Below are 16,176 nucleotides of genomic sequence, written 5' to 3' on the forward strand. Positions count from 1 at the left end.
CCCGCATGGACCTGACGATTCTCTACCGCGGTCCGCTCGCGTCGTGCGATTACGACTGCCCCTACTGTCCGTTCGCCAAGCGCCGCGACAGCCGGGAACAGCTGCGCGCCGACCGGGCCGCACTGGAGCGCTTCACGGCGTGGGCGGCGGCGCAGACCGGCGACCGGATCTCCGTGCTGTTCACCCCGTGGGGCGAGGGGCTGGTCCGTTCCTGGTACCGGCGGGCGATGATCGAGCTGTCGCGGATGCCGCACGTCCACCGGGTGGCGGTCCAGACGAACCTGGGCGGCCGGACCCAGTGGCTGGCCTCGGCCGGTGCCGCCGGACGCGACAAGATCGCGCTCTGGTGCACGTACCACCCGGGCCAGACACCGTACGAGCGCTTCCTCGGGCGGTGCGAGGAGCTGGTGGCCCTGGGGATCCGCCACAGCGTGGGGGTCGTCGGGCTCGACGGTCACCTCGACGAGGCGCGGCGGCTGCGGGCGGCCCTGCCCGAGGAGGTCTACCTCTGGGTCAACGCCGCCGAGGGCCACACCTACACGGACGAGGAGGCGGACCGGTGGACGGCGATCGACCCGCTGTTCCCCTACAGCCGGCATCCGCACCGTTCGGCGGGGCTGCCCTGCCGGACCGGTGAGTCGGTGATCTCGGTGGACGGCGACGGCACGGTGCGCCGCTGCCACTTCGTCCGCGCGGAACTCGGCAATCTCTACGACGGCAGCTACCGCGCGGCGCTGGGTCCCCGGGCCTGTCCGCTCGCCGTCTGCGACTGCCACATCGGCTATGTGCATCTGGAGACGCTGCCGCTCTACGACGTCTTCGCCGGTGGGGTGCTGGAGCGCGTTCCGGCACGGCCGCTGTCCTCGGTCGCCCCGTTCGCCCGGGGCGACTGAGGACTGCGGGTCTCTCTCAGAGCGGCAGCAGGTCGGGCCGCTTGGCCTCCACATGGTCGCCCGATGACTCGCCGCGCAGCCGCCGGCCGATCCACGGGACCAGGTACTCACGGGCCCAGTGGATGTCGTCGCGCCGCACTTCGAGCGTTCCTCGCTGGGCCTGCGGCGGCCATTCCTGGTCCGGGTCGGCGGGCACTTCGAGGCCGAGTACCTGGGCGGCGCGCAGCGCGACCCGGGTGTGGCCCTCGGGCGACAGATGCAGCCGGTCGTTGTCCCAGGCGCGCCGGTCCTGGACCGAGCGCAGGGACCACAGGTCGAGGACCGGGCAGTCGTAGCGGTCGGCGATGGACCGGACATGGGCGGTGTAAGTGGCGATCTTGCCGCGCAGATGGCGCAGCACGGGCACGTTGCGGGTGTCGAAGCCGGTGGTGACCATGACGGTGCCGACCGACCGGGTCAGGTCGGCGACCGCGCGCTCGAAGCGCTCGGCCACGTCGTCGGGATCGGTGCCCGGCCGGATGATGTCGTTGCCGCCGGCGCAGAAGCTCACCAGATCGGGGGCGAGTTCCCTGGCGCGCGGCACCTGCTCCTCGACGATCTGGTCGAGGAGGCGTCCTCGTACGGCGAGATTGGCGTATCCGAAGTTTCCGTGAGCGGGGTCCGGGAGCTGGTCCGCGAGAAGGACCGCGAACCGGTCCGCCCAGCCGACGAAGGTTCCGTCCGGGCCGGGGTCACCGACTCCCTCGGTGAAGCTGTCGCCAATCGCCGCGTACGACCCGATGGCGCCCTGTCGGTTGATGACGCCCTGCTGGATGTTGTTCGAATCGTCTGCCACAAGGGCATATCCTGCACCGCCGAATGTGACCTACGCGACCGTAATAAGGGGTTGACGGGTGGTGAGATAGACCACCCGGTCAGTTTTTGGTAAAGGGGGAATAAGAGCGGCCACCGGCCGACTGCCGCCACCGCCCCGGAGCACCGGCTCCGAACGCGGCGGCCAAAGGCAGAGGGACGGTGCGCCGCCGCGCACCGTCCCTCTATGCATTGCTCAGGCCCGGTTCACCGGACCGGTGTTGCCCGGATCAGACGTTGATGCCGTGCGACGCCAGGTAGGCGATCGGGTCGATGTCCGAGCCGTACGCCGGACCCGTGCGGACCTCGAAGTGGAGGTGCGGGCCGGTGGCGTTGCCGGTGGAGCCGGACAGGCCGACCTGCTGGCCCGCGGTCACGGTCTGGCCGGCCGAGACGGAGAGCGAGGACATGTGGCCGTACTGCGAGTAGTGGCCGTCGGCGTGCTTGATGACGACCTCGTTGCCGTACGCGCCGCCCCAGCCGGCGGTGACGACGGTGCCGGAGGTGATCGCCTTCACGCTCGTGCCGGTGGACACGGGGAAGTCGATGCCGGTGTGGCTGCCGCTGGACCAGTTGGCACCGGAGGCGCGGTAGGCGGTGGTGTGGTTGCCCGGGACCGGGTGGACGTAACCCGAGTCGTTGCTCTGGGTGGCCGGGGCCGAGGACTTCTTGGACGACGAGTCGTCGGAGGAGGAAGACGAGTCCGAGGTCGTGGAGGCCTTCGTCTCGGTCTTGGCCGGGGCCTTCGACGGGGTGGTGGAGCCCGTGGAGGTGGTCGAGGCGTGGCCCCAGGCCTTGCCGCCGAGGGTCAGCTTCATGCCCGGGAAGATCAGGCTCGGGTCGTCGCCGACGACCTTGCGGTTGTCCTGGTACAGCTTCTCCCAGCCGCCCTTGAGCTTGTGCTCGGCAGCGATCTTGGACAGGTAGTCGCCGGAGACCACGGAGTAGGACGTGGTGCCGGCCTGCTTCTTCGCGACCGGCTTGGCCGGGGTGGCGTGAGCGGCGGCCGACTTCGAGGTGACCGGAGCGGACTGCTCCGCGGCGTGGGCACCGGTGGCGCCGAGCAGCGGAAGCGCGATGACGGCTCCGCCGGCACTCGCGGCGACGACGCCACGGGCGATGGTGCTGGACTTGGGACGACGGTGCTTACCCGATATGGGCATGAAGGATTTCCTCTCCGGCGCCTGCGAGGTGAGCTGTCGGGTTCGGACTGGAGATGTCCGGTCGCGACTGGCGCGACTTCACCCCGAGCCGTCCGGTTTCCCGGTCGGCGGCTTACCTGGTTCCCCCGCTCCTGCCACGCGGTGAGTGGGTGCGAATTCCGGGCGGCGGCAGGATTAGGCGGTCCGTCCGGATTGCAGCGAACGTAAGCGAGCCGGGACGGAGGAAACAAGCCACGGGTTCCGTGCGGGATTCCGTGCCGGAAATTCGGAGAGGAATTCCGGTCACACTCCGTGGATTACGGATCTTGGATTTCCGCGCCGCGCATGGAATACCCAGCCGCCCCGCCGCCACACACCGTCACGGATATGATCCCGCTCACGAGAGGGCGATCATCTACCGTAGAAGCAGGGCATGTTCGACTAAAAGCCCCAATACGGACATGTCATGCCCATCGTCTCCGCGCCGTCGGACCGTCTGCATGGATCCAGGCCCGCGCGGCAGGGTGGAGAGACCCGTCGGGCGGACCGCCACACAGGCCCGAAGTGCGGGCACGACCAAGATGATTGCCTGAGGAATCAATGTCGTATCGTCACGAGAGTGGACCCGCGGGCGACACGCGCCGGCGGCAGAGCCCCCAGGAGTGACCGTGACGCAGCAGCTGCCGCAGACCCCGTCGACGGAGCCGGAGCTGGTGGGTGTCCGCAATTTCCGTGACGTGGGCGGCCTGCCCGCCTCCGACGGCCGCCGGGTGCGGTACGGGCGGCTCTTCCGCAGTGGCCACCTGGCGCACGCCACGGCCGAGGACGCCGCGTTCCTCACCGGTCTCGGCCTGCACACCGTCTTCGACTTCCGCAACGGCGCCGACCACAAGCTCGACGGCTTGGACGTGGAACTCCCGGGCGTGCGCAACGTGAGCATCCCGCTCAGCGACCCGGCGGACGGCGCGGAGTTCTGGCGGATGGTGCGCGACGGCAACATGACCGAGCTGCGGTCGATCCTGGCCGACGGGAAGGGGACGCGCCGCATGGTCGCTTCCTACCGCCGGATCATCCTGGACCGCACGGCCGAGCACAGCCGGGTACTGCACGCGCTCGCCGAGGACAGCGTGCCCGCCCTGATGCACTGCGCCGCGGGCAAGGACCGCGCGGGTCTCTCCATCGCGGTGTCCCTGCTCGCCGTCGGCGTCGAGCGCGAGGCCATCGAGGCCGACTACCTCAAGTCCAACGACGCGCACCGCCGCTACAAGGTCCGCCGCAGCGACACCTCCGCCGCCGGAATGTCTCCCGAGGTGATGGAGCTGCTCAATCCCCTCTTCGGCGCCCACCCCGACTATCTCGCCGCCGCCTTCACCACCATCGACGAGACCTGGGGCGGCACCGACCGCTATCTCGCCGAAGGCCTCAGGATCAGCCCGGAGACGCGGGAGCGGCTGCGCGAGCGCCTGCTCGACGCGGGCTGAGCACCCGGAGGGGCCCGCGGCCACGGCCGTCCGCCCGGCGGCTACGGGTCGTCCGCCCGCCTGTCTACTGGTTGTGCATCCCCACGGCGAACAGCAGATAGAGGAAGCCCGCGATCACGTGCCCGGCCACCAGGTAGGCGAAGAGCCTGATGACGAGCCCGCGGGGCATCTTCTTCTCCTGCGGGTCGTAGTTCTTGGGCCGGCCCGGGCCGAGCGGGTCGTAGTTCTCGGAATCGGACATGACAGGTCCTCTCTGGCGACCGGCGGGCCGGTCGCGGGGACAGCGCCTCAGCGACGGTGGATCCCGCTGCCGAGACACAGCTCGGCGGCGGGGCTCTGCAGCAGGGTGTGGACGAAGAGCAGCTCGACACCGTCACGGTCCAGGGCCGCGATCCGGTGCGGAGTGAGCGAGTCGAAGTGCGCGCTGTCGCCGGGGGCGAGGTCATGGACCGTTTCCCCGAGGGTCACCCTGAGGTGCCCGGCCAGGACGTACAGCCACTCCTCGCCGGGGTGCACGCGCACCAGGTCCCCCTGTGCGCCGTACGGGACCCGGACGCGCAGGGCCTGCATCGCCCGGCCCGGACCGCCGGCCTGCTGGTACATCCAGCCGTCGGCCTCGGCACCCTCGAACCTGCGGCCCCGTACGATCGCGTCACGTTCCGGGGGGATCTCGCCGAGCAGTTCGGAGACCGTCGTACCGTAGATCCTGGCGAGTCCGAGCAGCATCGGCAGCGAGGGCTGGCGCCGGCCCGTTTCGAGCCGGGACAGGTGAGCGGGCGAGAGTCCGGCCCGCTGAGCGGCGGTCTCCAGGGTGAGACCACGGCTGCGGCGCAGCTCGCGCAGGCGTGGCGCGACCCCGGGCAGCTCGTCGGCCGCCCCTCCTTCGGGAGGATTCATGCCTCCATTGGGCCAGGACCTTTCCTCGGAGGCAAGTTTCTTGCCTCCGAGGCAATTCCCGAAACGGGCAGGTCAGCGGTTGGCGACGGCCTGCTTCACCAGGGTCCGCCCGAAGTCCCACATCAGCCCGCCGCCGCTGTGCGCGTCGTCCATCACCGCCGTGAACGCGGCCACAAAGCGGTCCACGTCCGCCTCGTCGATCACCAGCGGCGGGATCAGCTTGATCACTTCGAGGTGGTCGCCGGAGACCTGGGTCAGGATCCGGTGCTTCTGGAGGAGCGGCACCACCACCATCTGCGCGAACAGTCCCTTGCGGGCCGCCTGCAGCATGGTCCAGCGGCTGCGCAGCTTCAGCGAGGACGGCCGGCCGAACTCGATGCCGATCATCAGCCCGCGCCCCCGCACCTCGTGCAGCAGCTCGTACTGCCCGACGAGCGCGGCCAGCCGTTCGCGGAGCAGGTCACCGGTGCGGCGCGCGTTGGCCACCGTCTCCTCGTCCTCCATGACCGAGAGGACGGCGAGTCCGGCCGCCATCGCCTGGGCGTTGGAGCCGAAGCTCGCGGAGTGGACCAGGACCCGGTCCATCGAGGAGTAGACGCGTTTGAAGATCCAGTCCTTGCCGAGGGTCGCCCCGACGGGCACGTAGCCGCCGGAGAGCGCCTTGGCGACGCACACCAGGTCGGGTTCCACGCCTTCCTCGTGCTGGTACGCGTAGAAGTCCCCGGTCCTGCCGAGGCCCGTCTGCACCTCGTCGGCGATGAGCAGGGCCTTGTGCTTGTGCAGCAGTTCCTGGGCCTGACGCAGGAAACCGGGTGGCGTGGCGTGCACGCCCTTGCCCTGGACCGGTTCGACGACGAGGCCCGCCACATCGCCCCGCTTCAGCTCGCGGCGCAGCGCGTCGAGGTCACCGAGCGCGATGGCGGTGTCGGGCAGCAGCGGGGCGAACCCGTCCCGGAAGCCGGCCTCGCCGTTGACCGACAGCGAGCCGGTGGTGAGCCCGTGGAAGGCGTGCGCGCAGTACAGGATCCTCGGCTTCCCGGTGGCGTACCTGGCGAATTTGAGGGCCGTCTCCACCGCCTCGGTGCCGCTGTTGCCGAAGAAGACCCGGTCCAGGTGCGGACTGTGCGTGAGCAGCTTCTCGGCCAGCAGTCCCGGCAGCGGCTGGCAGTCGAAGCGGGTGAGATCGGCCAGCGAGGCGTCCAGGACGTCGTGCAGCGCCTTGCGTACGACGGGGTGGTGCCGGCCGAGCCCCATCACCCCGAAACCGGCGAGCATGTCCAGGTAGTCGTTGCCGTCCGCGTCCCAGAAGTGCGCGCCCTCGGCCCGTTCGTAGACCTTGTCGAAGCCGATGGTGTGCAGCATGCGCGGGAGCTGGTGGTTGAGGTACTTGGTGTGCAGCTCGTAGCGTTCGGCGCCGCGCTCCGCGAGGAGCCGCGCCACATCGAAGCCCTTGGGCCCGTCGTCCTTCATGCCCCGCTCTCCTTGTGCCCGTTGCCCCGGGCGTGGTGTGCCCTGCCGGTTGCCGCGTCCTCGGTGGCCAGCGCGGCGCTGATCCGGCCCGCGATCTCGACCGGTGTGAGTCCGATGTCGGCCAGGATCTCGGACCGTTTCCCATGGGCGAGGAACTGGTCGGGAATGCCGAACGTCCGCAGCGGTACGTCGACCCCGGCGTCCCGCAGTGCCTGCCCCACGGCCCAGCCGACGCCTCCGGCCCGGCTGTTGTCCTCGACGACGGCGACGAGCCGGTGCTGTGCGGCGAGCGGCGCGAGCTGTTCGTCGACCGGTTTGACCCAGCGGGGGTCGACCACCGTGCAGCGGATGCGGGCACCCGTCAGCAGATCGGCGGCCTGGAGGCAGACAGGCGCCATCACGCCGACCGCGACCAGCAGCACGTCGGCCTCGTCGGCGCGGTGCAGGACGTCCATGCCGCCGATGGTGCCGATCGCGGGGACCGGCTGCCCCACCGACTCCTTGGGGAACCGGATCAGGGTCGGTGCGTCGTCGACGTCGACGGCCTCGCGCAGTGCGGTGCGCAGCCGGTCGGCGTCACGCGGCGCGGCGATCCGCAGGCCGGGCACGACCTGGAGGACGGACATGTCCCACATGCCGTTGTGGGAGGCCCCGTCGGGCCCGGTGACCCCGGCCCGGTCGAGCACGAACGTGACGCCGCACCGGTGCAGGGCGACATCCATCAATAGCTGGTCGAAGGCCCGGTTGAGGAAGGTGGCGTACACGGCGACGACCGGGTGCAGTCCCCCGGTCGCCAGTCCGGCGGCCGAGACCGTCGCGTGCTGCTCGGCGATCCCGACGTCCCAGACCCGGCCGGGGAACGCCTCGGCGAACTTCGTCAGACCGACGGGATGCAGCATGGCCGCCGTGAGGGCCACGACGTCCGGACGCTCCGCGCCGATCGACGCGATCTCGTCCCCGAACACGGAGGTCCAGGTGGGGCCGGCCGCGGGTGCGAGCGGGGCGCAGGTCAGCGGGTCCATCGCGCCGACGGTGTGGAAGCGGTCGGCCTCGTCCCGGAGGGCGGGGAGGTAGCCGCGGCCCTTCTCGGTGATGCAGTGCACGAGCACGGGGCCGTGGAAGCGTTTGGCGCGGTGGAGTGCGGACTCGACGGCAGCGGTGTCGTGGCCGTCGATCGGTCCCACGTACTTCAGGCCGAGGTCCTCGAACAGGCCCTGCGGCGCGAAGGTGTCCTTGAACCCCTTCTTGGCGCCGTGCAGCGACTCGTACAGCGGCTGCCCGATGACGGGTGTCTGCTGCAGGACGCCCTTGCCCCACGAGAGGAAGCGCTCGTATCCGTCGGTGGTACGCAGGGTGGAGAGGTGGTTGGCGAGGCCGCCGATCGTCGGGGCGTAGGAGCGCTCGTTGTCGTTGACGACGATGATCAGCGGGCGGTCCCCGGCGGCGGCGATGTTGTTCAGCGCTTCCCAGGCCATCCCGCCGGTGAGCGCCCCGTCGCCGATGACCGCGACGACGTGGTCGGGGCGGCCGAGGAGTTCGTTCGCCTTGGCCAGACCGTCGGCCCAGCCGAGCACGGTGGAGGCGTGCGAGTTCTCGATGACGTCGTGCTCGGACTCGGCACGCGAGGGGTAGCCGGAGAGGCCGCCCTTGCTCCGCAGCTTGGAGAAGTCCTGTCGCCCGGTGAGGAGCTTGTGCACGTAGCTCTGGTGGCCGGTGTCCCACAGAATCCGGTCCACCGGGGAGTCGAACACCCGGTGCAGGGCGATGGAGAGCTCCACCACCCCGAGGTTGGGGCCGAGATGCCCACCGGTCCTGGCCACTGCCTGGACGAGGAACTTCCTGATGTCCTCGGCGAGTTCGCCGAGCTGCGGTTCGTTCAGTGCCTTGAGATCGTGTGGCCCCCGGATGGACTGCAGCAGCGTCATGCCCGGGCCCCCTCTCTGGTCCTGTTGTCGGCTCACGATGACGGCTGGGACCCCCGGTGCGCGTTCCCACCGACTGCCGCCGGCCCGGCCCGGACGCGCCGCAGGGGGCGGCGTCCGGGCCGGGCCCGCGGAACGGGGAGAGCCGGTGCGGCCGGCTCTCCCGCGGTCATCACGTCACCGGTTCCCGCCGATGGTCTCCCGCGCCGCGCGCAAGGACTCCTTCAGCGACCCCATGGTGGCGAGGACGGCGGTGGGCTCGTAGCCGCAGTGCGCCATGCAGTTGGCGCAGCGCGGGTCCTTGCCGCGGCCGTACTTGTCCCAGTCCGTCTCCTCGATGAGCTCCCGGTACGTCGGCACGTACCCGTCGCTCATGAGGTAGCACGGCCGCTGCCAGCCGAACAGGGAGTAGTTCGGAATGGCCCAGGCCGTGCACGGGAAGTCCGCCTTGCCCTCCAGGAAGTCCAGGAAGAGCGGCGAGTGGTTCAGGCGCCACCTGGCCCGGTTGCCGCCCGCGAAGGACTTCTTGAACAGCTCGCGGGTCTGTTCGACGCCCAGGAAGTGCTCCTGGTCGGGTGCCTTCTCGTAGGCGTAGGCGGGCGAGATCATCATCTCGTCGACCTTCAGGTCGTCGTTGAGGAAGTTGAGGACCTCGATGATGGTCTGGGGTGTGTCGGTGTTGAAGAACGTGGAGTTGGTCGTGACGCGGAAGCCGCGCCGCTTGGCCTCCTTCATGGCCGCGACCGCCTCGTCGAACACCCCTTCCTTGGCAACCGATTCGTCGTGACGCTCGCGCAGGCCGTCGATGTGGACGGCGAACGCGAAGTAGGGCGAAGGGGTGAACTTCTCGAGCTTCTTGCGCATCAGCATCGCGTTGGTGCAGAGGAAGACGTACTTCTTCTTCGCCACCAGCTGCCGGACGATCTCGTCGATCTGCGGATGCATCAGCGGCTCGCCGCCGGCGATGGAGACCATCGGGGCGCCCGATTCGAGCACGGCGCCGACGGCCTGGGCCACCGGCATGCGCTGCTTGAGGACTCCGGCCGGGTGCTGGATCTTCCCGCAGCCCTCGCAGGCGAGGTTGCAGGCGAACAAGGGCTCCAGCTCGACGATCAGCGGGAACTTCTCCCGCTTTCGGAGCTTCTGTTCAATGAGGTACGTCGCAACCTTGATGGACTGACGGAGCGGCATGGCCATCTAGCTCACCTCCTGGGGAGCAGCAAAGATCGGTGCCATTCATAGAAAGCCGGCAGGACGGCACGGAGAACACGGAAAGCCGATATTCCACCGCGGACCGTGCCGATGCGGACGAGCTCATGCTCCGGAGCGTCCACGACCACCCGTACGGCCGCAACCGGGCGTGGCCCGGACCGCAGGGCGATGCGCAGGGTCGCGGCGGACTCCATGTCCACCGCGATCGCTCCGGTGGCCCGCAGATCGGCCCGCTCATGCCCTCGCACGACATGGTCGGAGCCGGTCAGCGGACCGGTGTGGACGGTGCGTCCCGGTACGGCCCTGGCGAGTGCGTCGGCGAGGAGTTCCGTGCCGGTGCAGGCGTCCGACGTCCCGGCGGTCCGGGTCTCGTCGGCCACCACCAGGTCGCCGGGGTGCATACCGGGTGCGAGCCCGGCGCAGAACCCCGACGCGATGACGGCGGCGCCGGCGGCCCGGCTCTCGCCGAGCGCCCTCGCCACGGCCGTTTCGGCCGCCTTCGGTCCCATGCCCGTACGCAGTACGGTCACGGGGCCGGGGGCGGTGCCCGCCCTGGCCCTGCCGGTGCGCAGGGCCAGGTGCTCGATGCCCAGCGCGCAGGCGATGAGCAGCGGGGCGGTGGGGCCGGCCGGCCCCGGGGTATCGCCCATCAGGCCCCCTCGCGGACCGCCGTGCGGCCGGCGAACGGGTCGCCGTGCACGTACCGTCCGAGTGCGGTGAGGGGGAAGACCTGCCGGTAGAGGTGGTAGTTGATGGAGAAGTCCCAGGGGAAGCCGGTCCCGGTGAAGTACGGCTCGTCCCAGGAGCCGTCGGCCTGCTGGGTCTCGGCCAGCCAGGCGATGCCCCGTGAGACGGCCACGGTGTCGCGCCGGCCGGCCGCGAGGAGTGCCAGCAGCGCCCAGGCGGTCTGGGACGCCGTCGAGGCTCCGTGGCCGATCCACTTGTCCTCGTGGTAGGAGCGCAGGTCCTCGCCCCACCCGCCGTCGTCGTTCTGGACGGATTCCAGCCAGCCGACCGCGCGCCGGATGGAGGGGTGCGAGGCGGACAGTCCGGCGGCGACCAGGGCCGGCACCACCGACCCGGTTCCGTAGACGTAGTTGACGCCCCAGCGGCCGAACCAGCCGCCGGCCGCGTCCTGTTCGGCGAGGAGCCACTCGATGCCCCGCCGGGTCGCGGGGTGACCGGAATGGCCCTCGATGGCGAGCATCTCCACCACGTGCCCGGTGACGTCGGCGGACGGCGGGTCGATGACCTCGCCGAAGTCGCAGAACGGCAGCCGGTTGGGGAACGCGCTGGTGTTGTCGGCGTCGAAGGCACCCCAGGCACCGTTGCGGGACTGCATTCCGACGTTCCAGCGCACGCCGCGCTCGATGGCGGCCTCGATCCGCGCCTGGTCCGGGTGGCGGACCCGGCGCAGCGCGAGAACCACTTCCGCAGTGTCGTCGATATCGGGGTAGTTGTCGTTATGGAACTCGAACGCCCAGCCTCCCGGGGCCAGTTGAGGCCTGCGCACCGACCAGTCGCCGGGCCGGGCGATCTCCTCGCCCAGCATCCAGTCGGCCGCCTTCACCAGCGCGGGGTGGTCGGCGCCGACCCCGGCGTCGGCGAGTGCGATGGTGGCGAGGCAGGTGTCCCAGACCGGGGACTGACAGGCCTCGATCATGCGGGCGCCGTCCTCGCGCCAGACCGCGAACCGGTCGAGGGACTCGAGTCCGGCCCGCATCACCGGGTGGTCGAGGTCGTATCCGAGCAGATGCAGGGCGATGACGGAGTACACGGCGGGTGGCTGGATGCCGCCCCAGCAGCCGTCGTTCTCCTGGCGCTCGATGATCCAGCGGGCGGCCGCGTTCATGGCGACCCGGCGCAGTCGGCGCGGGGCGAACCGGTGGTACACGTGCAGCGCCTTGTCGAGGCGCTGGAAGACGCCGTCCCAGCTGGCGGCCGGGGCGGGGCGGCGGGAGGGGTTCGGTTCGTCGGGGTCGGTGTGCAGCTCGTCCAGGGCGAAGGGCGCCGGCCGTACCGGCCGCTTCGCGGAGACGACGGTGAGCGGCACGATGGTCTGGCGGGCCCAGCAGCCGAAGTCGTAGATGTTGAGCGGGACCCATTTGGGAAAGAACATCAGCTCGGGCGGGAGCTCCGGCAGGTCGTCCCATTTCCACCAGCCGAACAGGGCCAGCCAGATCCGGGTGAAGACGCGGCTCGCCGCGATCCCGCCCTGTTCCCTGACCCATCCCGCGGCGCGGGCCATGTGCGGTTCGTCCGGGCGGTCCCCTGCCAGACGCAGTGCGACGTACGCCTCGATGGTGGCGGAGAGATCTCCGGGGCCGCCGTGGAAGGTGGCCCAGGTGCCGTCGCCGAGCTGTTCGCCGCGGATGAAGCGGCCGGCCGCCTGGACCGTGGCGGGATCCTGAATTCCGAGGAACTGCCGGAGCAGGAGATCCTCGGCGTCCATGGTGACGTTGGTGGCGAGGTCGCCCTTCCACCAGCCCTGCTCGTCCTGTCTGCCGAGGAGGTGCTCCACCGAGCGTTCCGCGGCCCGCCGCGCGGCGGCGAGTACGTCGTCCGCGGCGATGGTTGATTCGGTTGTCGGACTACTGGCCGAGGCTGCTCGGGGGTCCACAGCCCCGGAGCTTCCGTCGGTCGTCGCTGTCATGGCTTCCCCTTCGTGCAGTTGGTCCTCTGCTGTGCTGGGGTCTCCGTCGGCCGGCGCCCGTGACGGGCACCGGCCGGCGACTGCGAGTCATATGGAGCAGATGGTCATCATCTCTTTCGTACGACGACGAAGTCCGCGAGCGCCGTGAGCTGCGCCCGCACGGTTTCCGGCATGTCCACACCATGCAGCGCCTCGATGGCGACCGCATGCTGACGACGGGCCTCCTGGGCGGTCCACTCGCGGCCGCCCGCCTCCTCGATGAGCGCCGCACGGGCGGCGAACTCCTCTTCGGAGAAGCTGTCGAAGTCGTTGCTCTTCGCGTCGGCGGCGAGCAGCTCGCCCAGACGCTCCGAGGCCGGTCCGCCCGCGGCGAGCGCGGCGACGACCGGCAGGGACTTCTTGCGCTGGCGCAGATCGCTCCAGGTCTGCTTGCCGGTGGACTCCGGGTCGCCCCAGATCCCGAGCAGGTCGTCGACCGCCTGGAAGGCGAGGCCGAGGTGGTAGCCGTACGCCTCCAGGACGTCGGCGGTGCGGTCGTCGGCGCCGCCGAGCACCGCGCCGATGGAGCACGCGCAGGCGAGCAGGGCGCCCGTCTTGTTGCCCTCCATCTCCAGGCACTCCTCGACGGTGACCCGCTCGCGGTGCTCGTAGGAGATGTCCTGGGCCTGACCGTCGATGAGCTTGCGGGTGGCCGAGGTCAGCCGGCGGGCCGCGCGGCCCGCCTCGACGGTGCCGAGCTCCAGCAGGATCTCGTTGGCCAGCGCGAACAACGCGTCGCCGACGAGGATCGCCTGGGCGGGGCCGTGCACCTTCCACACCGTGTCGCGGTGGCGTCGCTGCTCGTCGCCGTCCATCAGGTCGTCGTGCAGCAGCGAGAAGTTGTGCACGAGTTCGACGGCCACCGCGCCGGGGACGCCGGCCTCGGCGGCGGCGCCGGCCGCCTCCGCGGACAGCAGGGCCAGCGCCGGGCGGACGGCCTTGCCGCCGTCGCCGTCGGAGGGCCTGCCCTGGGCATCGATCCAGCCGAAGTGATACGCGGCCACGGTGTCCATGGGCGGTGCGAGCCGGTCAACGGCGGCCCGGAGCACCGGCGCGGAAAGGGCCCGTCCGCGCTCCAGAAGCGCGGTGACGTCCGTGGTGTCCGCCACGGTGTCGGAAGCCGGATTCGCCGGGGTCACTGACTCTCCTCTTGTTCCGGTGGTACTGCTCATGCCGCCTCCTGCAGCGGATGTTCGTGGGGGCGGCCGAGCGCCAGGAGTGCGGCGTCCGCGGCGCCGGCACCGCTACGGACGGCGCCCTCCATGGTGGCGGGCCAGCCGGTGGCGGTCCAGGCGCCGGCCAGGAAGAGGCCGGGGGCGCGGGTACGCGTCCCCGGTCGCAGCCGACCGACGCCGGGCGCGGGTGCGAACGTCGCCGTCCGCTCCCGGGTGACGAAGAAGTCCCTGATCCCGGCCCCGCGGGCGGCGGGCAACAGCCGCTCCAGCTCGGGCAGGTAGCGCGCGCGGAGCTCGGCGACGGGCAGCTCGATCTCCTCGTGGGCAGCGGACTGGGAGACCGCGAGGTACTGGCCGGGGCCGGTGAGGCCGGATGCCTCGGTCCGGTCGAAGACCCACTGCACCGGCGAGCCGAGTGCGGCGAAGAACGGCTGCCTGAGCACCTTGCGGTCGTAGACCACGTGCACGTTCAGGATCGGCGAGGTGCCGATCTCCAGCAGCCGCTCCGGTGCGTCGAGCGCGCCCTCGGGCAGCAGGTCATGGGCCTCGCGCTGCGGTACGGCCAGCACGACGGTGTCCGCCTCGATCCGTTCGGCGCCGGTGTCGACCACCCAGCGTCCGTCGTCGGTGCGGGTGAGCGCGCCGGCCTTCGTCCGCAGTTCGGTGCGGACGCCGGCGGAGTCCAGGGCCTTGCGGCTGAGGGTGTCGTGGACGTCCCCGAGCGGCACGGAGGCCCAGCCGATGTCGGCTGCCCCGGGCTCGGAGAGGAGGCCGGTCTTGAAGACCTTCGCGGCGAGCGCGAGCGAGGAGTTCGGTGCGGTGGCGTTGAGCGTGGCCACGCCGACGAGATCCCAGAGTGCCTCGACGGTGCGGGGCGACTGGCCGTGCCGGGCGAGCCAGCTGCCGAAGTCGACGTCGTCGAGTGCGGGGTCGTCCGGGTCCAGCCGGCCGAGGGCCAGCGCGGCCCGCCCGACGCTCGCACGCTCGGCGAGCGAGAGGTGCGGATAGGCGGCGAGTCCGGCGGCGAGGTGGAGCGGGACCGGGAGGCCGTTGCGGCGCAGCCGTCCGAGGCGGGGGCCCGCAAGCCGTCCCACGTCGAGAACGGGCACGTCCAAACGGTTCTGCAGCGGTGCCAGCGCTGCCCCGTCGACCCGGTCGAGGAACCAGCGGTAGGCGGTGCAGCAGCGCAGATAGACATGCTGTCCGTTGTCGACCGTCAGCTCGCCGCGTCGGAAGGAGAAGGCGAGGCCGCCGAGCCGGGGGCGCCCTTCGAGCAGGGTCACGTCAAGCCCGGCGTCGGCCAGCCGCAGGGCCGACGTCACACCGGCGAGCCCGCCCCCGATCACTACCGCGCGCGAGGAACGCAGGGCGTCGTCCGTCATGCGTCCCCCTCTCGCCAGGTCTTTTCAGTCAGGGACGCATGCGTACGGCAGAGGGTTGCCCGCCGCACGGAGTGATCATCCATGATGCACATGGTGCGCGAGATGTCCGTGTGAGGCATTCAGACACGCCCCCTGATCGTGCGGCGCGAGATGTGGCGCGCGTCGAGGCCCGACAGGCCACGCACCGCCACGTACGCCTTCTCATGGCCCGGGAGCGAGACCCTGCCGCGCAGCACCGCCTCGGGGTCGCGCTCGATCCGGTCGAGGAGCCGTCGGTAGATGCCGGCCATGGCCGCGACGCAGGCGCCGCTGCGCCGGTCGAGCATCGGCAGCAGGCGGTAGCCCTCGGCGAAGAGGGCGCGGGCGCGCCGGACCTCGAAGTGGACGAGCCCGGCGAAGTCGGAGCCGGGCGGCGGGGTGGCCCGGTGGAAGCCGGCGGAGCAGCCGAACTTGGCGAGGTCGTCGGCGGGCAGGTAGGTACGCCCGTTGCCCGCGTCCTCGCGCACGTCGCGCAGGATGTTCGTCAGCTGGAGCGCGAGGCCGAGTGTGTCGGCGTACTCGGCGGCGCGCTCGGCGCCGGGGGCGCCGGGTTCCGTACCGAAGACGCCCAGGCTGAGGCGGCCGATGGCGCCGGCGACGCACCGGCAGTAGATCTTGAGGTCGTCCCACGTCTCGTAGGTCGCGCCGCGCACGTCCATCAGCACGCCGTCGATGAGCTCGTCGAGCCCTTCGAGCGGCAGCGGGAAGCGGCGGGCGGCGTCGGCGAGCGCGACGGCCACCGGGTCGGTGTCGTCCTCGTCGACCGCTCCGTCACGGATCCGGTCCAGCACCGCGCGGGTGCCCTCCAGGCGGACGCGCTTGGTCTCCGGCTCCAGCTCGCCGTCACCGATGTCGTCGACCCGCCGGGAGAAGGCGTACAGGGCCGACATGGCCTGCCTCTTCTCGACGGGCAGCAGCCTGATGCCGTACGCGAAGTTACGCGCCTGCTGTCCGGTGACCGCCTCGCAGTAACTGTATGCGGCCTGTACCGGTGCCGACATGTACGTCGTCTGTCCCTC

14 protein-coding genes and 1 riboswitch are annotated in these 16,176 nt (G+C 70.9%); of the genes, 2 read left to right on the top strand and 12 right to left on the bottom strand.

What is annotated here, in order from left to right:
* The first annotated feature begins 5 nt into the window (after nt 1-5).
* Nucleotides 6-893, top strand: coding sequence for an STM4011 family radical SAM protein (locus OG959_RS02115; protein WP_326656246.1), 888 nt, complete (start codon nt 6-8; stop codon nt 891-893).
* A 16-nt stretch (nt 894-909) separates the two neighbouring features.
* Here the strand turns inward: OG959_RS02115 and OG959_RS02120 are convergent, their stop codons facing one another.
* Both OG959_RS02120 and OG959_RS02125 read right to left on the bottom strand, forming a co-directional pair.
* Nucleotides 910-1,728, bottom strand: a complete 819-nt coding sequence (locus OG959_RS02120) for an SGNH/GDSL hydrolase family protein (RefSeq protein WP_326656247.1) — start codon at nt 1,726-1,728, stop codon at nt 910-912.
* A 247-nt stretch (nt 1,729-1,975) separates the two neighbouring features.
* Nucleotides 1,976-2,908, bottom strand: a complete 933-nt coding sequence (locus OG959_RS02125) for a M23 family metallopeptidase (RefSeq protein WP_326656248.1) — start codon at nt 2,906-2,908, stop codon at nt 1,976-1,978.
* A gap of 3 nt (nt 2,909-2,911) precedes the next feature.
* A riboswitch (cyclic di-AMP (ydaO/yuaA leader) is annotated at nt 2,912-3,070 on the bottom strand.
* Nucleotides 3,071-3,555: 485 nt separating this feature from the next.
* Here OG959_RS02125 and OG959_RS02130 point away from each other — a divergent pair.
* Nucleotides 3,556-4,368: a tyrosine-protein phosphatase gene (locus tag OG959_RS02130; protein WP_326656249.1), complete on the top strand. Its 813-nt coding sequence runs from the start codon at nt 3,556-3,558 to the stop codon at nt 4,366-4,368.
* Nucleotides 4,369-4,432: 64 nt separating this feature from the next.
* On the opposite strand, the gene OG959_RS02135 is transcribed toward OG959_RS02130, so the two are convergent.
* From OG959_RS02135 to hpnD, 10 genes are all read right to left on the bottom strand, one after another.
* Nucleotides 4,433-4,609, bottom strand: coding sequence for a DUF6126 family protein (locus OG959_RS02135; RefSeq protein ID WP_168713529.1), 177 nt, complete (start codon nt 4,607-4,609; stop codon nt 4,433-4,435).
* Nucleotides 4,610-4,656: 47 nt separating this feature from the next.
* Nucleotides 4,657-5,265 (bottom strand): helix-turn-helix domain-containing protein, encoded by a 609-nt coding sequence (locus OG959_RS02140; protein WP_326656250.1) that lies wholly within the window; start codon nt 5,263-5,265, stop codon nt 4,657-4,659.
* Nucleotides 5,266-5,337: 72 nt separating this feature from the next.
* Complete coding sequence (locus OG959_RS02145) at nt 5,338-6,735, bottom strand: aspartate aminotransferase family protein (protein ID WP_326656251.1); 1,398 nt, start codon at nt 6,733-6,735, stop codon at nt 5,338-5,340.
* On the bottom strand, nt 6,732-8,660 hold the full coding sequence (gene dxs / locus OG959_RS02150) for a 1-deoxy-D-xylulose-5-phosphate synthase (protein WP_326656252.1): 1,929 nt from the start codon (nt 8,658-8,660) through the stop codon (nt 6,732-6,734). Before dxs ends, OG959_RS02145 begins: the two co-directional genes overlap by 4 nt.
* A gap of 174 nt (nt 8,661-8,834) precedes the next feature.
* Entirely contained in the window at nt 8,835-9,854 is a 1,020-nt protein-coding gene (hpnH, locus tag OG959_RS02155) for an adenosyl-hopene transferase HpnH (protein WP_326656253.1), read from the bottom strand.
* Nucleotides 9,855-9,859: 5 nt separating this feature from the next.
* Nucleotides 9,860-10,519: a phosphorylase family protein gene (locus OG959_RS02160; protein WP_326656254.1), complete on the bottom strand. Its 660-nt coding sequence runs from the start codon at nt 10,517-10,519 to the stop codon at nt 9,860-9,862.
* On the bottom strand, nt 10,519-12,522 hold the full coding sequence (shc, locus tag OG959_RS02165; protein ID WP_326656255.1) for a squalene--hopene cyclase: 2,004 nt from the start codon (nt 12,520-12,522) through the stop codon (nt 10,519-10,521). The genes OG959_RS02160 and shc overlap by 1 nt, the downstream gene beginning before the upstream one ends.
* Before the next feature lie 107 nt (nt 12,523-12,629).
* Nucleotides 12,630-13,733 (bottom strand): polyprenyl synthetase family protein, encoded by a 1,104-nt coding sequence (locus OG959_RS02170; protein ID WP_326656256.1) that lies wholly within the window; start codon nt 13,731-13,733, stop codon nt 12,630-12,632.
* Nucleotides 13,730-15,118, bottom strand: coding sequence for a hydroxysqualene dehydroxylase HpnE (hpnE, locus tag OG959_RS02175; protein WP_326656257.1), 1,389 nt, complete (start codon nt 15,116-15,118; stop codon nt 13,730-13,732). The genes OG959_RS02170 and hpnE overlap by 4 nt, the downstream gene beginning before the upstream one ends.
* Nucleotides 15,119-15,237: 119 nt before the next feature.
* A complete protein-coding gene (gene hpnD / locus OG959_RS02180; RefSeq protein WP_326656258.1) occupies nt 15,238-16,158 on the bottom strand; it encodes a presqualene diphosphate synthase HpnD in 921 nt (306 codons plus the stop codon).
* Nucleotides 16,159-16,176 lie beyond the last annotated feature (18 nt).

Origin of the sequence: Streptomyces sp. NBC_00385 (assembly GCF_035917155.1) — a bacterium.
Taxonomy (GTDB): Bacteria; Actinomycetota; Actinomycetes; order Streptomycetales; family Streptomycetaceae; genus Streptomyces; species Streptomyces poriferorum.

What these genes read in the sequence shown, in the direction of transcription:
- OG959_RS02115 (WP_326656246.1), top strand. Translation starts at nt 6, where the DNA reads ATGGACCTGACGATTCTCTACCGCGGTCCGCTCGCGTCGTGCGATTAC.
- OG959_RS02125 (WP_326656248.1), bottom strand. Translation starts at nt 2,908, where the DNA reads ATGCCCATATCGGGTAAGCACCGTCGTCCCAAGTCCAGCACCATCGCC.
- OG959_RS02135 (WP_168713529.1), bottom strand. Translation starts at nt 4,609, where the DNA reads ATGTCCGATTCCGAGAACTACGACCCGCTCGGCCCGGGCCGGCCCAAG.
- OG959_RS02140 (WP_326656250.1), bottom strand. Translation starts at nt 5,265, where the DNA reads ATGAATCCTCCCGAAGGAGGGGCGGCCGACGAGCTGCCCGGGGTCGCG.
- OG959_RS02145 (WP_326656251.1), bottom strand. Translation starts at nt 6,735, where the DNA reads ATGAAGGACGACGGGCCCAAGGGCTTCGATGTGGCGCGGCTCCTCGCG.
- dxs (WP_326656252.1), bottom strand. Translation starts at nt 8,660, where the DNA reads ATGACGCTGCTGCAGTCCATCCGGGGGCCACACGATCTCAAGGCACTG.
- hpnH (WP_326656253.1), bottom strand. Translation starts at nt 9,854, where the DNA reads ATGGCCATGCCGCTCCGTCAGTCCATCAAGGTTGCGACGTACCTCATT.
- OG959_RS02160 (WP_326656254.1), bottom strand. Translation starts at nt 10,519, where the DNA reads ATGGGCGATACCCCGGGGCCGGCCGGCCCCACCGCCCCGCTGCTCATC.
- shc (WP_326656255.1), bottom strand. Translation starts at nt 12,522, where the DNA reads ATGACAGCGACGACCGACGGAAGCTCCGGGGCTGTGGACCCCCGAGCA.
- OG959_RS02170 (WP_326656256.1), bottom strand. Translation starts at nt 13,733, where the DNA reads ATGAGCAGTACCACCGGAACAAGAGGAGAGTCAGTGACCCCGGCGAAT.
- hpnE (WP_326656257.1), bottom strand. Translation starts at nt 15,118, where the DNA reads ATGACGGACGACGCCCTGCGTTCCTCGCGCGCGGTAGTGATCGGGGGC.
- hpnD (WP_326656258.1), bottom strand. Translation starts at nt 16,158, where the DNA reads ATGTCGGCACCGGTACAGGCCGCATACAGTTACTGCGAGGCGGTCACC.